Genomic DNA, 20,953 nt, shown 5'->3' with positions numbered 1-20,953 from the left:
GCCCTTCTTTTTTGATACTAAAAAACCGAAAGCTTTGGGAGAAATCCCTTACGCTTGCGGTTTATTTCATACTAGTGGCAACTTCAGCTATCTTAAATTGATTGTGGCCTTGTCCTTATCATCTTTAAGCTTAAGAATCAAACTATCTTCTGATGTAGCTACCGTGTCAGGTACTTCCATTACAACAAATCCGGTTTTTGAAGATAGCGGCTTAATACTCTCTTTACTAAGATCTTTATCTATCAGAGTGATCGTATATTTATACTCATATTTGTCCTGGAAAACCGCCTTCATATCAACTCCGCCAATCATTGACGTAAAGTTGTCAGCTTCCGTTCCTTCATTAGTAACCGTATAATTTAAAATCAAAAACTTATTGCCCTCATCTGCACTAGAAGAAAAGTATTCATCACTGACTTTTTGATTGAATTCAAAAGAGTCCAGCACAACTTCCCAATCGCCCAATTTGAACTTGTCTCCAGTTTTGTATGTAACTTCTTTCGGCGCTTCCGGCTCCTTAGCCGGTTCTTCTGCAACAGCTTCACCTGTTTGCTCGTTATTTGCGTTCGCCTCAGTACCTTGATCCTTTACAGCAGCATTAGCATTCTGCGTTCCTGTTGATGTAGAGGAAGCATCTCCACATGCAGTAACCAACAATAACAATGCTACCAATAAAATTCCCAAACTAGCCTTTCTCAAAACCTCTCCTCCTTTTTCTACATATTACCACATATTACGTGTTTTTTGGTTCTTAAGTTTCATTTTATTCAATAATTTTCCTGTCTTTTGTCCTAAATTTGTGTAGTACATTTAACTTAATTTTTCCACACTCCCTGGTTTCATCAAAAATAAGGAGTTGCTCTAATGCTATGTGGAAGAGAGTATGTCACATCTGGACCAAGGAACCCTAGGGGTCTTTATTTGTTATCAATTCGATCATCAACAGACGACTGCGATCATTGAAGCTCACTGCATCACGATTTCCAAATCATAAATCTAAGCCTTTACTCAAGTGTCCCTTTTTTCATTTGACGATGTCTGTATTTAGCTAGAAAGATACGCAAGCAAAGCTTCATAAGATTTGGAACAAAGTTCGCGTTTTCTTTGAGATAGGATAATGCAGAACGGTTTCCTCGTTTTGTATTGCATTCGCTGCATGAAGCGATCAGGTTATGCGGAAGATCCGAGCCACCTTTGCTTGCAGGGATAATATGGTCCACTGTCGTGGCGTATTGTCCACACCACAAACAAGTGTGATGATCTCGTTTCAGTGCGGCTTTTCGATAGTGCCGAAATAAGAACGGATTATAAAGCAGTTGGATCGTCTGCTCATCAATCCAGACAGCTCTCGATCGCTCAACTTCCCGCCAAGCCCGATGGGGCAAACATGGTGTTAGTTGTTGACCATCCATATTGAGTACCGTTATCAGTGGTTCCTCTCCATCATGACTGTGATTCATCAATTTCACTCCACCTGTAAGACATGTTCTAGCCTATAGTATTAATATAAAACAAAAACACCATCCTCATACGGATGGTGTTCATCATGGTGGAGGCGAGGGGAGTCGAACCCCTGTCCGAAGATAACGACAGCACAAGCTTCTATGGGTGTGGTGACAGATTTGATGTCACCTGAGAGCATTGCGAAACAATGCTAACATCGTAAGCGATACTCGAACTCCCTGTCACCCAATTCCCTTCAGATCAGCCTGATTGTCTTCTTCAGCTTCATGGAGACAAGACAGCGTATCCCGCTAAAGTTGAGCCTTCATCCTGGTACGCGGGCGATACAGAGCAAGAGCACACGTGCAAGGTTATTAAGCTAATTGCCATAACAACACCCTAAAACGCACTACCCACTATGATCCCTAATAACATTCGCAGACCAAGCAGGTATATTCTCTATGCAATATATCAGCTTACTTTCTGTGATTTCAGCAACAATCGTTGGTTGGTTTGTGTTATCTATAATAAAAACCTGATCTGCAATGGCTAGTGCAGGCTTTAAATTTTGCAATGACTGACCGTATCGAAAACGAATATCCTCTTCTGCAATCCAATGCCCACCCTGCTCGACACGAGAGGCCACACGGTCAATATGCATTTGCACATCTTGAAGTCCAATATAGTACATGACGATGTCATAACCGCTTTCTTTAGCAATTTGCATATGCTTAAGAACAAATGTACCTGATAGTGTAGTTTCAATTGCAAAATGCTCCTGTCTTTTTATCAGCGATCTGATTCTTTTGACCGCTTCTCTTCCCGCCGAAAGATCGACACTTCTTGGATCATCTGGTTTTAGTTCACGGGCAATCTGATCAGGGTCAACCAACTCGCCTAACCATGCTCTCATCTGCATACTGAGCGTGCTTTTTCCCGCCCCATTTGTTCCTGCAAAAACCGTCATAACTGGTTTTAGTTTATTCATGATATTCGAACTCATGTCGTTTTCCGGTTGCATCATAGATGATTTCGAACTTATTTCCGTTAGCATCCTCACGTACTCTTTTATTATTCTTTATATAGTAAATGGATGCCCCTGATTCCCTGGCTTGCTTGCGTGCATGTTGATTCGCTTTTTTCAGAATTTCTTGGAGCTGCTCTCGATTGGCAACCATCCTGAGTCCCCTCCAGTTTTCTAATTACGCTTATTATATCATAAACAGAAGAGCCACCAACCAGATCACTGGCTGATGGCTCTATCATTGTTATGTATGGAGGCGAGGGGAGTCGAACCCCTGTCCGAAGATAACGACAACACAAGCTTCTACGGGTGTAGTGACAGATTTGATGTCACCCTAGGAACTCCCTGTCACCGGATTCCCTTCAGGTCAGCCTGATTGTCTTCTTCAGCTAGCCCCAGGCGGAGACTAGGCAGCGTATCCCACTAAAGTTGAGCCCTCATCCCGGTACATGGGCGATACAGAGCGAGAGCACGCTCACAGGTTATTAAGCTGCGAAAGCGTAGTTGTTTTGTTGTTTGCCGTTTAATTGGCTTTAGCGTTGATGAAGTGGACGCGTCCCCACTACCCGCTACTCATGCCCGAACTATCCCCGTCGAATCCAAAAACGCCCCCTTAAGTTGGAGAAATGCCGGTGCTTCGCACCTTAAGCGTTCCTGCCAAAAAGGGCTATCGGATTAAATCAAAGAATGTATTCAGTCATAGCAGTCAATCTATTGCGCATTCTTTCCCTCCAAGAAAGGAATACGCAGGCTGTATGCTGATTGTCAAAGATCTTATTGATCTCTCTTACATCACTTAGTATATCACATTTGATATCAAAATGATATATACATTGCAGGTAACACAGCAAAAAGCTGCCATCCTGCTAGTTGTTCCATTACCTTGCAATCTTCTGCTTCTCACGCAGTGCACGCTGGATATCACGTTGTGCATCCTTCTTGGCGGCATCGGCGCGCTTGTCGTATTGACGCTTACCTTTACCAAGACCCAGCAATAACTTCGCATAGCCATTACGGATGTAGATCTTCAGCGGTACAATCGCGTAGCCGTCCTGCTTGGACAAGCCCAGCAGCTTGCGGATCTGCTCCTTGTGCAGCAGCAGCTTCCGTGTACGCGTTGGATCCGTAGGATTATTGCGGTTCCCTTGCTCGAACGGGCTGATATGCATGTTGTGGATATGGATCTCGCCATTCCGGATGGTTGCGAACGCATCTCCAATATTAGAGCGGCCGTTCCGAATAGATTTGATCTCCGTTCCGGTCAGGACCATTCCCGCTTCATACGTATCCTCGATGAAATAATCATGGGAAGCTTTTTTGTTCTGGGCCAGAACCTTCCCGTCACTTTTCTTACCCATGGTCTCACCCCTTGTCATCAACAATGATTATGGAAAAAGGACTTCCGGCAGACCGCCAAATGCAATCGTACCAGAAGTCCATTGTATCAAACGTGTGCCTCCAAAATCAAGACAGGGCAAGCATCGCCCGTGTTAGATTAGGAGGAGAAGCTTACTTTTTCTTCTTACGGACAAAAGCGGCTGTGCCGTTTCCGCCCTTGTTCTTCCGCTTGCGTCCACCGCCGCCAGATCCATTACCTCCGCTATTTCCGCCAGGAGTAGGACCTTCGCCGATGAAAATGCCGCTGCCCGACGTCTTCTTGCGTCGGTTCTTCCCACCGGCACCGCCGGAGCGTGCGTTGCGGTCAAAACCGAGGGCGCCGCCGCTGGCGGAGCTGTATCCGCCTTTGCCAGAGCCAAAGGCAAAGTTCGACGCCTGCTGCTCGCTAGCACCAGCACCAGCGCTCGCTCCAGCTGGCGCATCGCCGCCGCGCTTGCCGCGGCCACCCTGGCCGCCAGCGGCATCCTTGCGGCGCCCGCCCGGCGCGCCGCCTTCAACCGCGCCGCGTTTACCGCCGCGGCCCTTGCCCCCGCGGGCTGCGCCGTCGCGGGCACCGAACCCGCGGCCGCCATTGCCGCCGCGGTCGCCTTCGCCGCGCCCTTGGCGGCGCGGCTTCATATCCACCATCTCAAAATCGATGGTGTGATCGTCCATGTTCACCTTCGCCACGCGAACCTTCACATCATCACCGATGCGGTATACCTTCGAGGTCCGCTCCCCGATCAGCGCCATATGGCCCTCATCGAAATGATAATAATCGTCGGTCATCGCACTCAGGCGAATCAAGCCCTCGACCGTATTCTCCAGCTCGATGAACATACCGAAGCTGGTCACGCTGCTGATAATGCCTTCGAACTCTTCACCGACCTTATCCAGCATGAATTCGGCCTTCTTGAGCGCTTCCGTATCGCGCTCTGCATCCACGGCTACACGCTCGCGCTCCGAGGATTGTTGCGCGATGTCCGCCATCCGGCTCGCTAGCTGCTCATGACGCGTCTCATTAAGCGCACCACCGCTCTCCAGCACTTCCCGGATAACCCGGTGGATGACCAGATCGGGGTAACGCCGAATCGGAGACGTAAAGTGAGAATAATACTCAGCAGCCAGGCCAAAGTGACCAGTGCTCTCCGCATCATATTTCGCCTGCTTCATCGAACGGAGCATCATCGTGCTCAGCACGGTTTGCTCCTTCGTGCCTTGAATGGCCTCAAGCAGGTTCTGCAGCGCACGCGGATGAATCGCGTTGCCCCGCCCCTTCACATGGTGTCCGAAATTCGCCGCGAACGCCATAAAGTTCTGCAGCTTCTCCTGATCCGGGTCCTCATGGATCCGGTAAATGAACGGAACCTTCATCCAGTGAAAATGCTCAGCTACGGTTTCGTTGGCCGCGAGCATGAACTCCTCAATGATCTGCTCAGCAATGGAGCGTTCTCTTTTGACGATATCCACGGCCTTGCCGTTCTCATCCACAATGACCTTGGATTCCACAAAATCAAAATCCACCGCGCCCCGGCGCATCCGGCGGCCGCGCAGCTTCAGTGCCAGCTCACGCATCAAGCGGAAATCCTCAACCAGATCGCTGTATCGCTCGATCAACTCCGGATCCTCATCCACCAGAATTTTGCGTACATTGTTGTACGTCATCCGTTCTTTCGTGCGAATGACACTGGTGAAGATATCGTGCTTCACGACCTTCATCTGCTCGTTGAATTCCATCTCACACGACATGGTCAGACGATCCACCTGTGGATTCAAACTGCATATGCCGTTGGAGAGACGATGCGGCAGCATCGGGATAACCCGATCCACCAAATACACACTGCACCCGCGGTTATATGCTTCCTTATCCAGCTCGGACCGATCGCGGACGTAATAGCTGACATCAGCAATATGAACGCCCAACCGGTAGTTTCCGTTTGGCAGACGCTCCACATTCACCGCATCGTCCAGATCCTTGGCATCCTCGCCGTCAATTGTTACGATGTTCAAGCCCCGCAAATCCCTGCGCCCTTGCTGCGAAATTTCCTCTTCCGTAATCGAATCCGGGGCCGCGTCGGCCTCAGCCAGCACTTCCTCTGGAAAGCTCTCAGGCAGCTGGTGCTTGCGAATAATGGACAAAATATCGACACCCGGATCATCCTTGTGACCCAGAATCTCTACCACTTCACCCTCAGCCGCCGCTCTTCCTTCCGGATAGCTCACCAGCTTCACAACGACCTTCACGCCGTCTACAGCGCCATTAATCGCATGCTTCGGAATAAAAATATCCCGGTTAATCCGTTTGTCATCCGGCAGCACGAAGCCATAGGCTTCATGGTTCTGGAATACGCCCACAACCTGAGTGACCGCGCGCGTCACGATACGGACTACTTCGCCTTCCATTTTGCCGCCATCGTTCTGCTTGGAACTGATCCGGATGAGCACGATATCTCCATTCATCGCACTCTTCAAATCATTGGCATGAATGTACACATCCGGGTGCTCACGATCATCGGGAATCAGAAAGGCAAAGCCCTTCGCATGTGCCTGCAAACGTCCGCGCAGCAAATTCATCCGTTCCGGCACGCCATAGCGCTGGGTGCTGGTCAGGATGATTTTGCCGGATTGCTCCAGCTCGTTCAACAGCTTCAAAAATTCCCGGAATTCATGAGCATCCTCAATCGCAAAATGCTGCTCCAATTCCTGGTACGTCATCGGTTTGTATGCAGTTTCCCGCATAAAGTCCAGTAATATTTCTTCAGTTATCATGTTTATCACCTCGGGGAACCTGCAAATTCATCGTTCCACTATCCATTCTTTACCTTTATATACTCATACCCTAGTATACACGAATTTAATCCTTGGTATCCTTCTTAGGCTCCGCTTGCCTCTATGTATGCCGAATTTCAGGCAATAAAAAACCCCCGCTCTTCCAAGACTGAAAAAGCGAGGGTATCGTTATTGTTATTTCAACACAGCAACAACGATGGCCAAAATCATAAAACCTGCTGCAAGACCTACCGTTGTGCGCTGCAGTACGAGATCCATACCGCGAGCCTTTGTTTTACCAAAAAGATGTTCCGCACCGCCGGAGATGGCACCGGCAAGACCTGCGCTTTTCCCTTTCTGGAGAAGAACGACAGTAATCAGTCCGATGGAGAAAATAACAAGCAACACTTCGAAAAATACAACCATGATTTCCACCTCCTACGTATGTAAACATCTAAATTTATAATCTTAAGAGACATTCTAGATTCTACATGAAAAACAGCATTCTCATTGTACCATAGCTTTATAGACTTGACAAGAAAAAATGGGGAGTAAACCCAGGCCAGATCTTTGGGATCTTGCTGTCTTTGAGGTGTCCTGGGCAGACAAGCATAGCGGGATGATGCACCAGCCTAATATCAGCCTCACATTTGAACCAATCCTTATATATCAAAAGTGCCGACCGTCAAAAAATGAAAAGTCTGCCCTCTAAAGAGAGCAGACGTCCGCACGCGCTTTAGCACGTGTTGACTTAAAGACCACTTACCTCAGGCACACAAGGCCTTTAGCAAGCAAGTTCACTTACATGTCTTGTGACTAGTTACAAGGCTACTCGCAAGGTCACGTGCTTTATTACAAAGCCACTCACAAGGTCACTTACTTTAACACACACGACACTTTCTCCAAAGCTCGGTCGTAGCCAAAACTGCTCTACTTCACTCGGAACGACCCTGTGCTGATTGCGACAAGATCACCCTTCTCGTTCTTAATCCTGCATTCCGTTGTTACCGAACGATGTGTCTGATGCACGATGTTTGCCGTTACGGTGAGAACGCCCGCCCGGGCTGGCATGAGAAAATGCACATTCAGATTGCTCGTCACCGTCGATTCGCCGGGGCGCTCCAGCATGACGGCTATGCCCATGGCGTTGTCCATTAATGAGGAAAGTACGCCGCCATGCACAATTCCCATCATATTCATATGATGTGGCTGCGCATCCAGGGTGACAACAACCGCCTCCGGGCTGGCCGATGCGAGCTTGCATCCGAGATAACCCCAGAAGGTAGGCTCTGCCGCCTTGGTCATGGTCTCGACATAAGCCTCCAGGTCAAAATCCGGCTGGCCCGCCTTCGTGTCCGGATTCGTATGGGTAGGGTCCATCAGGCCGCCTCCTTTTTTCTTTTGACATCGCTAGTACTGTATCCAATCCTGCATAATAACATGAGCCGGCATTCGTGAGCTTCCGCCCATGCATACAACTTAGAACGAACATTATTAATTACCCCAAATTTAGAAGACTGTTTAACTCTTGTGCCTTAACCTGTTATGCCCTCTCTTCACTTCAGATTGTACCTTATCCAATTCTCTCCTCCTCTTCTTCAAGAAGCTTGCGGCGCAGTACTTTGCCTACCATCGTCTTTGGCAGCGAATCGCGGAACACATACTCGCGTGGCACCTTATAGGCTGCCAGCTGACTGCGGCAAAACTTCTCGAGGCCCGAAGGGTCAGGAGGCGCTCCATCTTTCAGTACAATATAAGCTCTCACGGTTTCCCCGCGATAATCGTCCTTAGTTCCGACCACGACGGCTTCCTTCACGGACGGATGCTCATACAGTACTTCCTCAATCTCCCGTGGGTATATATTGAAGCCGCTCGCGATGATCATGTCTTTCTTGCGATCGATAATTGTAAAATACCCTTCTTCGTCCATCGTGGCCATATCGCCCGTAAACAGCCAGCCGTTTCGCAAGGTATCAAACGTCTCGTCCGGCCGGTTCCAATACCCGATCATTACCTGGGGTCCCTTCACAATCAGCTCGCCCGGCTGTCCAGGCGGCATTTCCTCGCCAGTGTCGGGATCGACCACCTTGGCATCGGTATCCGGAACGGGAACGCCGATCGAGCCGATTTTGCGTTTTCCCCAGATCGGATTCACATGGGTAACCGGTGATGCTTCGGTCAGACCGTACCCTTCAATCAGCCGTCCCTTCGTCAGCTCCTCGAACTTATCCTGCACCTCGACCGGAAGCCCGGCGGAGCCGCTGACACAAGCATTAATGGACGACAGATCGTATTCCTTGATCCGCGGGTGATTGATCAGGGCGATATACATCGTCGGTGCGCCGGGGAAGAGCGTCGGCTTCTTCTTTTTGATCAGGTTCAGAATCATCGTGACTTCAAATTTTGGTACCAAAATGAGCATACCGGCACGGTAGACGGCCTGATTGAGCAGCACCGTTAATCCGAATACATGAAAGCACGGAAGCACCGCCAGATAGCGCTCCTTCCCATCCTCCACCTGAAAGCACCAGTTCGCCGACTGCACGGTATTGGCGATCAGATTCATATGTGTCAGCATGACGCCTTTGGGAACACCGGTCGTCCCGCCTGTATACTGCAGCAGGGCCAGATCCTGCTCCGCTTTCACGGGTTCGCAGATGGGATCATCCGGTGCGCTGGCGAGCAGCTTTTTGAAAGCATGGATTCTATCACCATACGAGACAACAGGAAGTGGGCCCTCCTTCTTAGCTTTGATCGGGTAGAGGAGATTTTTCGGAAAAGGCAGATAATCGGCTACGGACGTGACGATCACATGCTCTAGATCTGTCTCCTCGATGACACTCTCGACCCGGGACACAAACATATCCAGCGTGATGATGATCCGTGCCCCGGAATCCTTCATCTGATGGGCGATTTCCCGCTCCATATAGAGCGGGTTGGTCATTACCGCCACGCACCCTGCGAGCAGTACCCCATAATAGGACATAACCACCTGCGGGCAGTTGGGCAGCATAATCGCCACCCGGTCGCCCTTCTTGAGACCTTTGCTGCGGAGCGCGTTCGCCATACGGTAGGACGACTCCAGCAGACTTTTATAGTTAATCGTGTTGCCCATGAAATACATGGCCGGCCGACTCGGATATTTTTGCGCCGACGTCACGAGAAATGATGCTAAATTCTGTTTCGGATAATCAAAAACGGGGGCTACTTCGGGTGGATAAAACGGCAGCCAAGGCTTTGTATCCATACAAAACCAACCCTTTCCTCAGGAATGCTCCTTGTTCCTACTCCAAAAATAAACTCTCTCTTTTTTGAGTGAATGCGCATCCTCTTGCGGCAGCGATTAGACTATAGGCTGTATCGTTCATTCTTGACGACACGGGCTGCAATGCTGCGCTTAAGACCTACCGTATCGACCGGCGTACTGCGTGTCAGCTTCTTAAGCACCGATAGCTGCATGCGCAGCATATCGCCGTCTTCCACCGAGGCCAGGGTCTCTTTGGCCAGCGCTTCGATGCGCTGGAACGCCTCATAGGCAAACACCTGCGTCATCTCGATCATACCGGCTGCCCGTTCCTCGGATGTGCGCTCGATCTGCTTGCGAGTACGCAGTAATACACTCTCAAGGGCATAGATATCAATCATCATATCCGCCAGGTTGGACAAAGCCTCCTGCTCTTTCTCCAGCTTCGTGCCGAATTTCTGTACCGCCAGACCGCCTGCAAGCAGGAAAATTTTCTTGCTCATCTCCAGGAAATGCGTTTCTTGCTCCAAAGTGTCCTCGAAGGTCTGGCCCGGCACCAGCTGGAGCAGCTCTCCTTGCAGGGATTGTGCTTTTTGTAAGAGTGCGATTTGGCCCTTCATGGCCTTTTTCACGAGCGTGCCCGGAATCAACAGCCGGTTGATCTCGTTTGTGCCTTCGAAGATGCGGTTGATGCGAGAATCACGATAGATGCGCTCCACTTTATACTCTTGTATATATCCATACCCGCCGTGAATCTGCACCGCTTCGTCCGCCACCGCATCAAGTCCTTCCGAACAGTACACCTTGTTAATAGAGCATTCGATGGCATAGTCGGAGATCGCCGCAGCCGCATGGGTTCCGGCATCTTCACTGTTGTAATCAATATCCTGCATAGCTTCATCCAGCAGTCCTGCCGTACGGTACACCATGCTCTCCATGACGAAGGTGGTGATGTTCATCTCGGCCAACTTCTTGCGCATGAGCGGGAATTGCGAGATGGGCGTATCGAACTGTTTGCGGGTATTAGCATATTTCGCGCTCAGCTCAATGGATTCCTTTGCCGCACCAACGGTGCCGGCTGCCAGTTTATAGCGCCCGATGTTCAGAATGTTAAAAGCGATCCGGTGGCCTTTGCCAATCTCGCCGAGTAAATTCTCTTTTGGTACCTTCACATCTTCAAAAAAGAGCGGACGCGTCGACGATCCCTTGATCCCCATCTTCTTCTCTTCCGGCCCAAGCGTAAAACCTTCCATCTCCTTCTCGACGATGAATGCGGTGAAATGCTCTCCGTCAATCTTGGCGTAGACGATAAAGATGTCTGCAAACCCGGCGTTCGTGATATATAGCTTCGATCCGTTTAAAATGTAATACTCTCCGTCATCGGACAGGCGGGCTGTCGTTTTAGCACCGAGCGCATCTGAGCCGGAGGTCGGCTCGGTCAAGCAATACGCGGCGATTTTGGCGCCGGTTGACAGGTCCGGGAGATACTTCTGTTTCTGTTCGGTCGTGCCGAAGAACACGATGGGCAATGTGCCGATGCCGACATGGGCACCAAAAGAAAGCGCAAAAGATGATCCCTTCGCCAACGCTTCATTAATAATTGTTGTGCTGACTTTATCTAGTCCGATCCCACCGAACGGCTCCGGCACATCGGCCCCAAGCAGCCCCAGCTCGCCTGCTTTGCGAAGCAGGTCTACCGTCAGCTCGTAGTTCAGCTTCTCTAGCTCCTCATCATGCGGCACCACTTCGCCATCAATAAAGTCACGTACCGTCTCGCCGATCATGCGATGTTCTTCCGTAAAATCCTCCGGGGTCAGAATGCGCTGTACATCGGGATTGTCGATGACGAAGCTGCCGCCGATGATCTTTGGTTCTTTGGTTTGGTTATCGCTCATGATTGGTGCTCCTTTCGGGATATGGAATAAGGGGAGTGCAAGGACTTTCTTGGTATAGCTTCGAAGCTATAGATATCTCCTCTACTTGCTCAATAATGGCCGCTTCGCGTGCGGATTGTACTTCCGATCGTTGTTGAATTTGGATTTCCTTGAATGAATCTATTAATAGTAGAAATCCAAACTCAAAGGCGACCGCTGCCGCTTCTCCAGTACAATTCCGCTCTCTCCGCTGGGTTGGTGCCAGTTAGGAACAAACCCCTGCCTCCGGCAAGCCTTGCACTCCCCTGTGGGTGGAGTGAGAGGTGCCGTGTCCGGTCCGTGTGTGGAGCGGACACGGCACTAAGACTAAATTGCAATGCTAATGGGTTATGCATAATTAAAAGACCATTAGAAACATTACTAGATATCGATATCCTCGATCTGGTTGAAACAATACAATTAGAAGCTTAGAAGCATTGTTGAACTAGCTTTCCCTAGCTCATGCTTGAGGCCTTTTGGCCTTTTAGAGACTGACTATGATCTGAACTCATCCCCGTTAGATAGTGGCCTTCAAGACTCTGATAATTTAATGGGATAATTAGATTAGAAAATATTAAAGAATCCATGGATCTAAGGGACTTAGAGAATTGTCCGAGCTCACTGAGCAAACTATTTACGCCCCTGCCGCGTGCACCTCGAACACCCCTGCGGCGCCCATGCCGCCGCCGATGCACATGCTCACGACGCCGTAGCCGCCGCCGCGGCGGGCGAGCTCGGAGACGAGGCTGACAGTCAGCTTGGCGCCGGTACAGCCGAGCGGATGGCCGAGCGCGATGGCGCCGCCGTTGACGTTGACCTTGCTCTCGTCTATACCCAGCGCGCGGATGATGTGGAGGCATTGCGAAGCGAATGCTTCGTTAATCTCGAACACATCCACTTGGTCCAGCTCAATCCCGGCCATGCGGAGCGCTTTTGGGATCGCTTCGACAGGGCCAACGCCCATAATTTCCGGTTCTACGCCTGCCAAGGCGAAAGATTTGAACGTAGCGAGCGGGGTAAGACCCAGCTCATCCGCTTTCTCGCGGCTCATGACGGCTACGGCCGCCGCGCCGTCACTAGTTTGCGACGCGTTGCCTGCGGTAACCGAGCCTCCAAAGGCAAAGGCTGGCTTTAGCTTCGCCAGCACTTCCGGGGTCGTGTCCGGCCGGACCCCTTCATCCGTGTCGAAGGCGAAGGTGTTACTGCGCACCTTGCCCTGCTCGTCAGCCGCAGCCAGCGTTACGTTCACCGGTACGATCTCGTCCCGGAACTTCCCTTCCGCGATGGCGGCTGCTGCCTTGCGGTGACTGCTGGCCGCGAAGGCATCCTGCGCTTCGCGGGTGATGCCGAAGCGGCGGGCCACCTCTTCCGCCGTGTGACCCATGCCGATGTACACCTCCGACATCTCCTCGACGATGGTCGGATGAGGTGCCGGTTTGAAGCCAGTCATCGGAACATGGCTCATGCTCTCGACGCCGCCAGCGATGATGACCTCGGCATGGCCAAGCATAATCCGCTCTGCTGCAAAAGCAATTGCCTGCAGGCCCGAGGAGCAGAAGCGGTTAACCGTCAGCGCGGGCACTGTCACGGGATATCCCGCATACAGTGAGATAATCCGCGCAACGTTAAGCCCCTGTTCACCTTCCGGCATAGCGCAGCCGAGGATGATGTCCTCGACATCCTCTTTCTTCAAACCAGGCGCGCGTTCAATGACCGCTTCCAGTACGGCTTTGCCGAGATCCTCTGCACGCGTCTGGGCGAAGCTGCCCTTCTTCGCCTTCCCAACAGGTGTCCTGGCAAGGGACACAATAACTGCCTCTCTCATGCGTTTCACCTCTTCAACTTGTAATGGTTGGATTCATTGCCTCTATAGGGTTCGCCCTTGTCGGCCGTGAGTTATGTTCGTAACGTATGCAACTGATTAAAAGAATCGCCTGCTTCAACCTTCACAGCGTTGATATGCCGTCATGGCCAAGCAACTTACTAATAGGCACTATAACTGGTTTGGCGTAGGTTTCACCGATTCGGCTAGGAGCCGTCAATTGGTCTAGATATCATTAGTTCGGCTAGGTACCATCCATTCCGCTAGGGACTATCAATTCGACTAGCCACCATCCATTCAGCCTAGGTACCACTCATCGATTTGGGCGATTCGGTTTATCCTAACCGAGCTAGATTCATTTCTGAGTAACCCTTGCACGCCCTAATTCCGCAGCGGCTTGCCTTTCGCCAGCATATGCTGCATGCGCTGCTGGGTTTTGACTTCGCCGAGCAGGCTGAGGAACGCTTCACGTTCCAAGTCGAGCAGGTGCTGCTCGCTTACGACCGTTCCCGCAGGAACATCGCCGCCCGCCAGGATGTTGGCCAGCTTCTTTGCGATCAGCAGATCGTGATTGCTAATATAACCGCTGCGCTTCATGTCGATAGCGCCCATCTGGAGTACAGCCCGGCCGTCGCGGCCGACCACGCGGGCTTTGCCCGGCTGCGGCGGAACATAACCTGCCCGGTCCATCGCAAGTACCGCCTGCTTCGCTTCATAGATTCGATAGTCCTGATTCATGACCACCGAATCCCCACTGCGCCCATACCCCATGCGGATCGCCTCATGTCCGCTGGTCGATGCCTTCGCCAATGCCACCATCTCGAAGATTCTATTGATCTCCGGCTGGAGATCGCTCTCCTTATCTGGATAGCGGTTGCTCGTCATAAGCGCCAGCTCCTTACAGCCGCCGCCTGCCGGGATGAGGCCAACCCCCGTCTCTACGAGACCAAAGTAGGTCTCCGCCGAGAAGATGATCCGGTCCGCAGGCAGACAAGCTTCGACGCCGCCGCCCAGCGTCATCCGGTGCGGCGCGGCCACAACCGGCTTCTCCAGCGCCTTCAGCTTCATCATGCTGCCTTGGAACAGACGGATGATATCATCCACCTCATCCCAGTCGCCGCTTTGCGCTTCCATCAGCATGAGCATCAGGTTAGCGCCGACACAGAAGTTTCGGCCTTCGTTCGCGAGCACAAGCCCGCGGTAATTGGCCCTGACCTCTTCCACGCTCTGCTGGATCATGACCAGAATATCGGCGCCGATCGCGTTGTTCGGCGAAGTGAACTCAAGGCACGCAACACCATCGCCAATATCGATCAGATTTGCCCCCGTGTTCGAGCGGATGATCCGGTTTTGCGATTTGAGTGCTTGCAGCGAGATCAGCTCAGGCTGTACCTCAACGCCCGTATACTCACCTTTGTAATAATGGAACATTTCGCCGTCCTTCTGCTGATAGAAGGACTTGTTGCCAGCAGCAATCCAATCCTTCACCCAAGCCGGGACGATCATGCCTTCGGCTTCCATGCGCTGCACCGATACCGGCAGTCCGATCAGATCCCACGTCTCGAATGGACCGAACTCCCAGTTGAAGCCCCATTTCATCGCATTGTCGATGTCCTGAATAGAATCGGCGATCTCTCCAAGCTTGTCGGCGGCATATACAAGCACTTGCTTTAATACATTCCAGGCCAGCTCCGAGTAACGATCCTGCGTACCCAAGAATGCTTTGATCTTCCGCTTAGCCCCCTTCACCGCTTTGGCGGCTTCAATGGAAGGGGAGCTTACTTTGGCACTTGGGTTGTACTCCATCGTGGACAGATTAAGCGATAAAATTTTGCTCCCTTGATCGCCCTTTACTTTTTTATAAAAGCCTTGGCCGCCCTTCTCACCGATCCAGCCGCGGGTAACGAGTTCATTCATGACACCGGGAACCGTGAACACGTCTTTCTCCTCGCCGTCCGGCACGGAGTCGTACACATTTCTGGCAACATGGACAAACGTATCAATGCCCACCAAGTCCAGCGTGCGGAAGGTGGCGCTCTTCGGACGTCCCAGCACAGGCCCGGTGGCCGCATCCACTTCCTCCACGGTGTAGCTGTTCTTCACCATCTCCTGCAGCGTAACCAGCAGACCGTAGGTGCCGATCCGGTTGGAGATGAAATTCGGTGTATCCTTAGCGAGCACAACCCCTTTGCCGAGGCGTTTTGTGCAGAATTCAACCATAAACTTCGTAATATCCGGGTCGGTATCGAAGCCAGGGATAATCTCCAGCAGCTTCATATGACGCGGCGGATTGAAGAAATGGGTGCCCAGAAAGTGGCTGCGGAATTCCTCGCTGCAGTCCTCGACCATCGCATTAACGGAAATGCCGGAGGTGTTCGTGCTGACGATCGACCCTTCTTTACGCACGCCTTCGATCTGCTTGAAGATGCTCTTTTTGATTTCCAGTCGCTCCGTGACCACCTCAATGATCCAGTCTACGTCCTTCAGCTGGCTCAGATGATCCTCGGTATTGCCCGGAGTGATCCGGCCCACAAAATCAGGACTGTACAGCGGGGCCGTGCTGGATTTAGTCAGAGCAGCAATCGCTTTGGAGGCCAGCCTGTTTCGTACCTTCGGATGATCCAGCGTCAGTCCTCCTTTTTCCTCCTCCGCGGTTAAGGAATTCGGAACGATGTCGAGCAGCAGGCAGGGAATTCCTGCATTGGCGAGATGGGCGGCGATCCCCGACCCCATGACGCCCGAGCCGATCACGGCGGCTTTGGTTATGTTTCGACTTGCGACACCGGAACCGCTGACGGCTTCTTGGGTAATCGTGTTACTCATTGCACAACGACCTCCTGTTCATGGATTTCGGATAGACCGAATACGGATAACTCCAGGATTTCTGCGATATCTCGCGTTTTTACGCTATCTTCCACTTCTTTCAGCTTCGTGCCGTCCTCCAGCATGGTCAGACAGAACGGACAGGCTGAACTGATCATTGTCGGGGATACGGCCAGCGCCTGCTCCGTTCGTGCCAAATTCACACGTTTGCCAGCGTCTTCCTCCATCCACATCTGCCCGCCGCCGGCCCCGCAGCACATCCCGTTCTCGCGCGTCCGCTCCATCTCCATAAGTTCGACGCCAGGAATGGCGCGAAGTACACTGCGCGGCTGATCATACACATCGTTATACCGTCCCAAGTAGCAGGAATCATGGTAGGTGATTTTCTCCTGAACATGGTATTTAGGTTGAAGGCGCCCTTCCTTTACCAGCTGATCCAGCAGCTCCGTATGATGAATGACCTCGGCTTCAAGCCCAAACTCCGGATACTCGTTCTTCAAAATATTGAAGGTATGCGGACAAGCTGTGACGATTCGCTTCACATCGTACTTCTGGAACGTCTCGATGTTCTCCATGCAAAGCTGCTGGAACAGAAATTCATTGCCCATCCGGCGTGGCGTATCGCCCGAATTCTTCTCCTCGTTGCCGAGAATAGCGAAATTGACGCCAGCTTCATTCATAAGCCGGACGACGGCTTTGGTGATCTTGCGGCTGCGATTGTCATAGGAGCCCATGGAGCCGACAAAGAACAATACATCAAAATCCGGATTCTCCTTCACGGTCGGAATTTTCAAATTGAGCGTCCCTTCCGGATCGACCTCCTTCACCCACTTGCTCCGGTCCGAACGGCTGATTCCCCAAGGGTTGCCCTGCCGTTCGATGTTTTGCATCGCACGCTGTCCTTCCTGCGGCACGCTGCCTTCCATCAGAACGAGATGACGCCTCAGATCCACGATTTTGTCGACATGCTCGTTTGCAACCGGACACTGATCCTCGCAGTTGCGGCAGGTGGTGCACGCCCATATCTCTTCTTCCGTCATGACGCCGCCGATCAGCTGAATGTCCTTCGGATCTACGCCCTCGACTTGATGCCAGGAGCGCTTCTGCACGTCCATCGTCGGACCAATATCGGTGATGCCCTCGCCCTTCCAGCCGACAAGTGCCAGATCCGTTGCGCCCATGGAGTGAACACCCGATGATCCAAAAACAGATGCGGGCATCCATGCCGATTTGGAGGTGAGCGCGGCGCCTTTTTCCGTGAGATGATCCCTCAGCTTCACAATCATGTGCATTGGCGACAGCAGCTTGCCTGTATTCGAGGCCGGACACACATTGGTGCACCTTCCACACTCAACGCAGGCGTAGAAATCAAGCATCTGCTTCTGCGTGAAGTCCTCAATCTTGCCTACCCCGAATGCCTCGGCCTCTTCATCCTCCAGATCCAACTTACTGAGTTTGCCGGGGGGATCGGTACGGCGGACCAGAATGTTGATCGGCGCCGTTATGAGGTGAAAATGCTTCGATTGCGGCACATAGATGAGAAACGATAACAGAATCAACAGATGCAGCCACCAGAACACGTAGTAGCACACCGTAACGGCCACCAACGGCATCCAGGCGAACACGGTCGCGATGCTTGAAGAGATCGGTGCCATAGCGGACCACGACAGTCCTTCCATGAGCCGTTCAAAAGCCATCGTCAGCAGCACCGAAGCCATCAGCGTAGTGATGAAGAAGACGACAATGCTTGGCTTCCAGCCCCGCTTGAGCCGCTTCAGCTTCTCGCCGTAACGGCGGTAAGCCGCATAACCGATGGCGAGCAGAATCAGTGCAACCGTGATCTCCTGCATAAGGATAAAGCCGGCGTGCCCCGGAATCGGCAGGCTGTGGCCCGACAGACCCTTCCAGATGATATCCAGCGCACCGAACTGCAAAATGATAAATCCATAAAAAACAATAAAGTGCATGATGCCGCTCTTGCGGTCCTTAAACAGCTTGCTCTGCCCGAACACCTGGATGGCAAATTGGCTCAGTCGTTCTTTGAGATCCTTCTTCAGATTGGCCGGCTTACCCAAACGGACATATAGATACCGGCGATACACCACGGTGGCGAACATATATACCGCCCATCCGGTGATCAAAACAAAGAGCAGCGCATTCATTAACGATAGAACCATCCCTCTCAGCCCCTTGCGTTTATAATCCTTCGTCCGCCCTTCCATTTATCTGATGCAGCAATTAATTCTTAAGCACGGTCACTCCTTCCAGATCCGTTTCGTCATTGTATTGGCAGTAAGAACTAAATATGAAGCGCTTTCATGGCGGATGCAAAAATAGACCTCCACATCATGCTCTTCCGACTACTATAAACCGATACTTCATCGTTCCTGGCTGCATTTCGATCTGTACAACGTACAACATAATGTACTTGCCTGCTAAGCCTTGCGATATCGTTACTTCCGGTTAACTGCGGTCGATTGCTCTGATACGAACGTCTTATTCTGCTGCTATACTTATGTCTGCTTCATACAATCCACGCCTCTTCAACCTTAGCGTTGACAATGACTTGAACGTATTTTATGATGGATACAACAAAACTGAATGAGTATTCATTCATAATTTTAACTGTATTCTAACACCGGGGTGATCATATGACAAGTAAAAAAAATGATAAATACCATCTCATTCTCCAGGGCGCCCTAAAAGTGTTCGCCGAGAACGGCTATCACCGGTCGCAGGTGTCCAAGATCGCCAAGGCCGCAGGCGTAGCCGATGGCACCATCTATTTGTATTTCAAGAGAAAGGAGGATATCCTGATTCGTTTGTTCCAGGAGAAGCTGGGCGAGCTCGTCGGCAAATTCCACGAAAGCGTCAAGGGCACCACGGACGCGGTGGAAGCGCTGCGGACCGTGTGCAGCATCCACTTCTCGGAGCTGGAGAGCAATCCTGAGCTTGCATATGTCACGCAGATTGAACTGCGACAGAGCGATTTGGAGCTGCGCAAGGAAATCGGCAATGCTTTGAAGCCATATATTGTGCTGATCGAGAATATTCTGGAACAGGGCATCCAGGAACAGAAATTCCGTTCCGATCTGAACGTCAAGCTGGTGCGCAGCCTCATCTTTGGCGCTATGGACGAAGCGGTCACCTCCTGGCTTATATCCGGACGCAAATACTCGCTGTCCGATCAGACAGACGATACGCTAAGCTTTTTCCTGAATGGTGTTTCCGGCGGAAACTAAGCTTTCGCTGATATTCATATTTGAAGGGAGCGTTTAATCGATGAAGATTGTTGTATTGCTTAAACAGACCTTTGACACAGAGGAAAAAATTACGATTGAGAACGGATCGATTGCTGAAGATGGAGTGAAATTTGTGATCAATCCGTACGACGAATATGCCGTGGAGGAAGCCGTGAAGCTTCGAGATGAACACGATGGCAGCGTGACGCTCCTGTCGGTCGGTCCGGATCGTACCGCGGAAGCCTTGCGGACTGCGCTCGCCATGGGTGCAGATGATGCCGTACTGATCTCCGACGAGCGGATTTCTGATGATGAATTTGCGGTATCGAAGGTGCTGCATGCGTATTTGTCCAAGGAAAATCCGGACTTGATCCTCGGCGGCAACTTCTCCGTGGATCGCGGTTCAGGCCAAGTAGCGGTTCGCCTGGCAAGTCTTCTCGGCATTTCACATGCCGGTTCCATTACCAAGCTCACGCTGAATGGAACCACAGCAGAAGTGCATCGCGATGCCGAAGGCGATCTTGAAGTACTAGAGGTTCAACTGCCAGCTATCTTTACAGCTCAGCAGGGATTGAACGAACCCCGCTATCCGTCGCTGCCAGGCATCATGAAGGCTAAGAAGAAGCCATTCCAGACCCTATCCCTGGACGATCTCGGATTATCCGAAGCCGACATTCAGCCGGCAACGAAGCAACTCGAGCTGTCCTTGCCCCCGGCTCGAGCTGCTGGTCGCATCCTGAAGGGCGAACCTGCAGAAGTCGCGCATGAGCTGGTCAACTTGCTGCGCACCCAATCGAAAGTGATCTAATGAAATTGAACCTTAATGAGGATCTGCTCGAAAGTGGATCTAATGAAATGAGGTTTTAATAAGGGATCTGTTCGATTGCCATTATTGTATACGGTTACATGAAGGAAACATAGTGATAGCACTTTGCCCTATCCTTATCTATTACGATTGTATGGTTCAGGGGATGTCCCTCATGCACGCTATTCACAGGATCGCTTTAGTAACTAGGCATAAGTCATTTTAGAAGAGGCAACCGCCTATCGCTTGGAAGGTTGCCACAACGGTTCACACATGGTCGCCCATCGGAAAGCAAAGGTTTAAATCGTTATTGGGTTCGCATGGTTCACATGGTCCGCGTGTGTCTTATGCTGTCATATGGGTTGCATAGGTCATATATTTCACATGGTTCACTTGTTCATATTGTTCGAATTAAACACATGAGTTGTATGGTTGTATGGTTGCATAGTCGCATGTTTCGCGTAGGTTCATGTTTTGCATGGTTCACATGG

At 51.3% G+C, this 20,953-nt stretch carries 15 protein-coding genes and 1 other RNA gene; 2 read left to right on the top strand and 14 right to left on the bottom strand.

Annotated features, from left to right (window positions below):
* Positions 1-87: 87 nt before the first annotated feature.
* The 14 genes from ABEQ74_RS07565 to ABEQ74_RS07500 all read right to left on the bottom strand — a co-directional run bounded on the left by ABEQ74_RS07565 (position 88) and on the right by ABEQ74_RS07500 (position 18,592).
* A complete protein-coding gene (locus ABEQ74_RS07565) occupies positions 88-699 on the bottom strand; it encodes a DUF4352 domain-containing protein (RefSeq protein WP_430121084.1) in 612 nt (203 codons plus the stop codon).
* Between the two features lie 305 nt (positions 700-1,004).
* Positions 1,005-1,460, bottom strand: a complete 456-nt coding sequence (locus ABEQ74_RS07560) for an HNH endonuclease (RefSeq protein ID WP_430121082.1) — start codon at positions 1,458-1,460, stop codon at positions 1,005-1,007.
* Positions 1,461-1,852: 392 nt separating this feature from the next.
* Positions 1,853-2,431: a zeta toxin family protein gene (locus ABEQ74_RS07555; RefSeq protein WP_430121081.1), complete on the bottom strand. Its 579-nt coding sequence runs from the start codon at positions 2,429-2,431 to the stop codon at positions 1,853-1,855.
* Positions 2,424-2,621, bottom strand: coding sequence for a hypothetical protein (locus ABEQ74_RS07550; protein WP_053490481.1), 198 nt, complete (start codon positions 2,619-2,621; stop codon positions 2,424-2,426). Before ABEQ74_RS07550 ends, ABEQ74_RS07555 begins: the two co-directional genes overlap by 8 nt.
* A 94-nt stretch (positions 2,622-2,715) precedes the next feature.
* Positions 2,716-3,080, bottom strand: a transfer-messenger RNA (tmRNA) gene (ssrA, locus tag ABEQ74_RS07545).
* Positions 3,081-3,345: 265 nt separating this feature from the next.
* On the bottom strand, positions 3,346-3,825 hold the full coding sequence (smpB, locus tag ABEQ74_RS07540) for an SsrA-binding protein SmpB (RefSeq protein WP_053490482.1): 480 nt from the start codon (positions 3,823-3,825) through the stop codon (positions 3,346-3,348).
* Between the two features lie 151 nt (positions 3,826-3,976).
* Entirely contained in the window at positions 3,977-6,613 is a 2,637-nt protein-coding gene (gene rnr / locus ABEQ74_RS07535) for a ribonuclease R (protein ID WP_430121078.1), read from the bottom strand.
* Positions 6,614-6,808: 195 nt separating this feature from the next.
* Entirely contained in the window at positions 6,809-7,039 is a 231-nt protein-coding gene (secG, locus tag ABEQ74_RS07530) for a preprotein translocase subunit SecG (protein ID WP_430121076.1), read from the bottom strand.
* 504 nt (positions 7,040-7,543) lie between these two features.
* Positions 7,544-7,993 carry a PaaI family thioesterase gene (locus ABEQ74_RS07525; RefSeq protein WP_430121074.1) on the bottom strand — a complete coding sequence of 150 codons (450 nt, stop codon included), beginning with the start codon at positions 7,991-7,993 and terminating at the stop codon, positions 7,544-7,546.
* A 193-nt stretch (positions 7,994-8,186) separates the two neighbouring features.
* The gene (locus tag ABEQ74_RS07520) at positions 8,187-9,860 is read right to left on the bottom strand and encodes a long-chain-fatty-acid--CoA ligase (protein ID WP_430121072.1); all 1,674 of its coding nucleotides are present in this window, start codon (positions 9,858-9,860) and stop codon (positions 8,187-8,189) included.
* A gap of 101 nt (positions 9,861-9,961) precedes the next feature.
* Positions 9,962-11,752 (bottom strand): acyl-CoA dehydrogenase family protein, encoded by a 1,791-nt coding sequence (locus ABEQ74_RS07515; RefSeq protein WP_430121070.1) that lies wholly within the window; start codon positions 11,750-11,752, stop codon positions 9,962-9,964.
* Positions 11,753-12,404: 652 nt separating this feature from the next.
* Complete coding sequence (locus tag ABEQ74_RS07510; RefSeq protein ID WP_430121068.1) at positions 12,405-13,595, bottom strand: acetyl-CoA C-acyltransferase; 1,191 nt, start codon at positions 13,593-13,595, stop codon at positions 12,405-12,407.
* 378 nt (positions 13,596-13,973) lie between these two features.
* On the bottom strand, positions 13,974-16,415 hold the full coding sequence (locus ABEQ74_RS07505; RefSeq protein ID WP_430121066.1) for a 3-hydroxyacyl-CoA dehydrogenase NAD-binding domain-containing protein: 2,442 nt from the start codon (positions 16,413-16,415) through the stop codon (positions 13,974-13,976).
* On the bottom strand, positions 16,412-18,592 hold the full coding sequence (locus tag ABEQ74_RS07500; RefSeq protein ID WP_430121064.1) for a heterodisulfide reductase-related iron-sulfur binding cluster: 2,181 nt from the start codon (positions 18,590-18,592) through the stop codon (positions 16,412-16,414). Before ABEQ74_RS07500 ends, ABEQ74_RS07505 begins: the two co-directional genes overlap by 4 nt.
* A gap of 474 nt (positions 18,593-19,066) precedes the next feature.
* Here ABEQ74_RS07500 and ABEQ74_RS07495 point away from each other — a divergent pair, with 474 nt between their 5' ends.
* Both ABEQ74_RS07495 and ABEQ74_RS07490 read left to right on the top strand, forming a co-directional pair.
* Positions 19,067-19,657 (top strand): TetR/AcrR family transcriptional regulator, encoded by a 591-nt coding sequence (locus ABEQ74_RS07495; protein WP_430121062.1) that lies wholly within the window; start codon positions 19,067-19,069, stop codon positions 19,655-19,657.
* A 40-nt stretch (positions 19,658-19,697) separates the two neighbouring features.
* A complete protein-coding gene (locus tag ABEQ74_RS07490) occupies positions 19,698-20,465 on the top strand; it encodes an electron transfer flavoprotein subunit beta/FixA family protein (RefSeq protein WP_430121060.1) in 768 nt (255 codons plus the stop codon).
* The last annotated feature ends 488 nt before the right edge of the window (positions 20,466-20,953 follow it).

It is taken from the genome of Paenibacillus solani (assembly GCF_050475945.1).
Classification (GTDB): Bacteria; Bacillota; Bacilli; order Paenibacillales; family Paenibacillaceae; genus Paenibacillus_AQ; species Paenibacillus_AQ solani_A.
The sequence above is the reverse complement of the archived record's forward strand: the minus strand, read 5'-3'. Positions and strand labels throughout refer to the sequence as shown.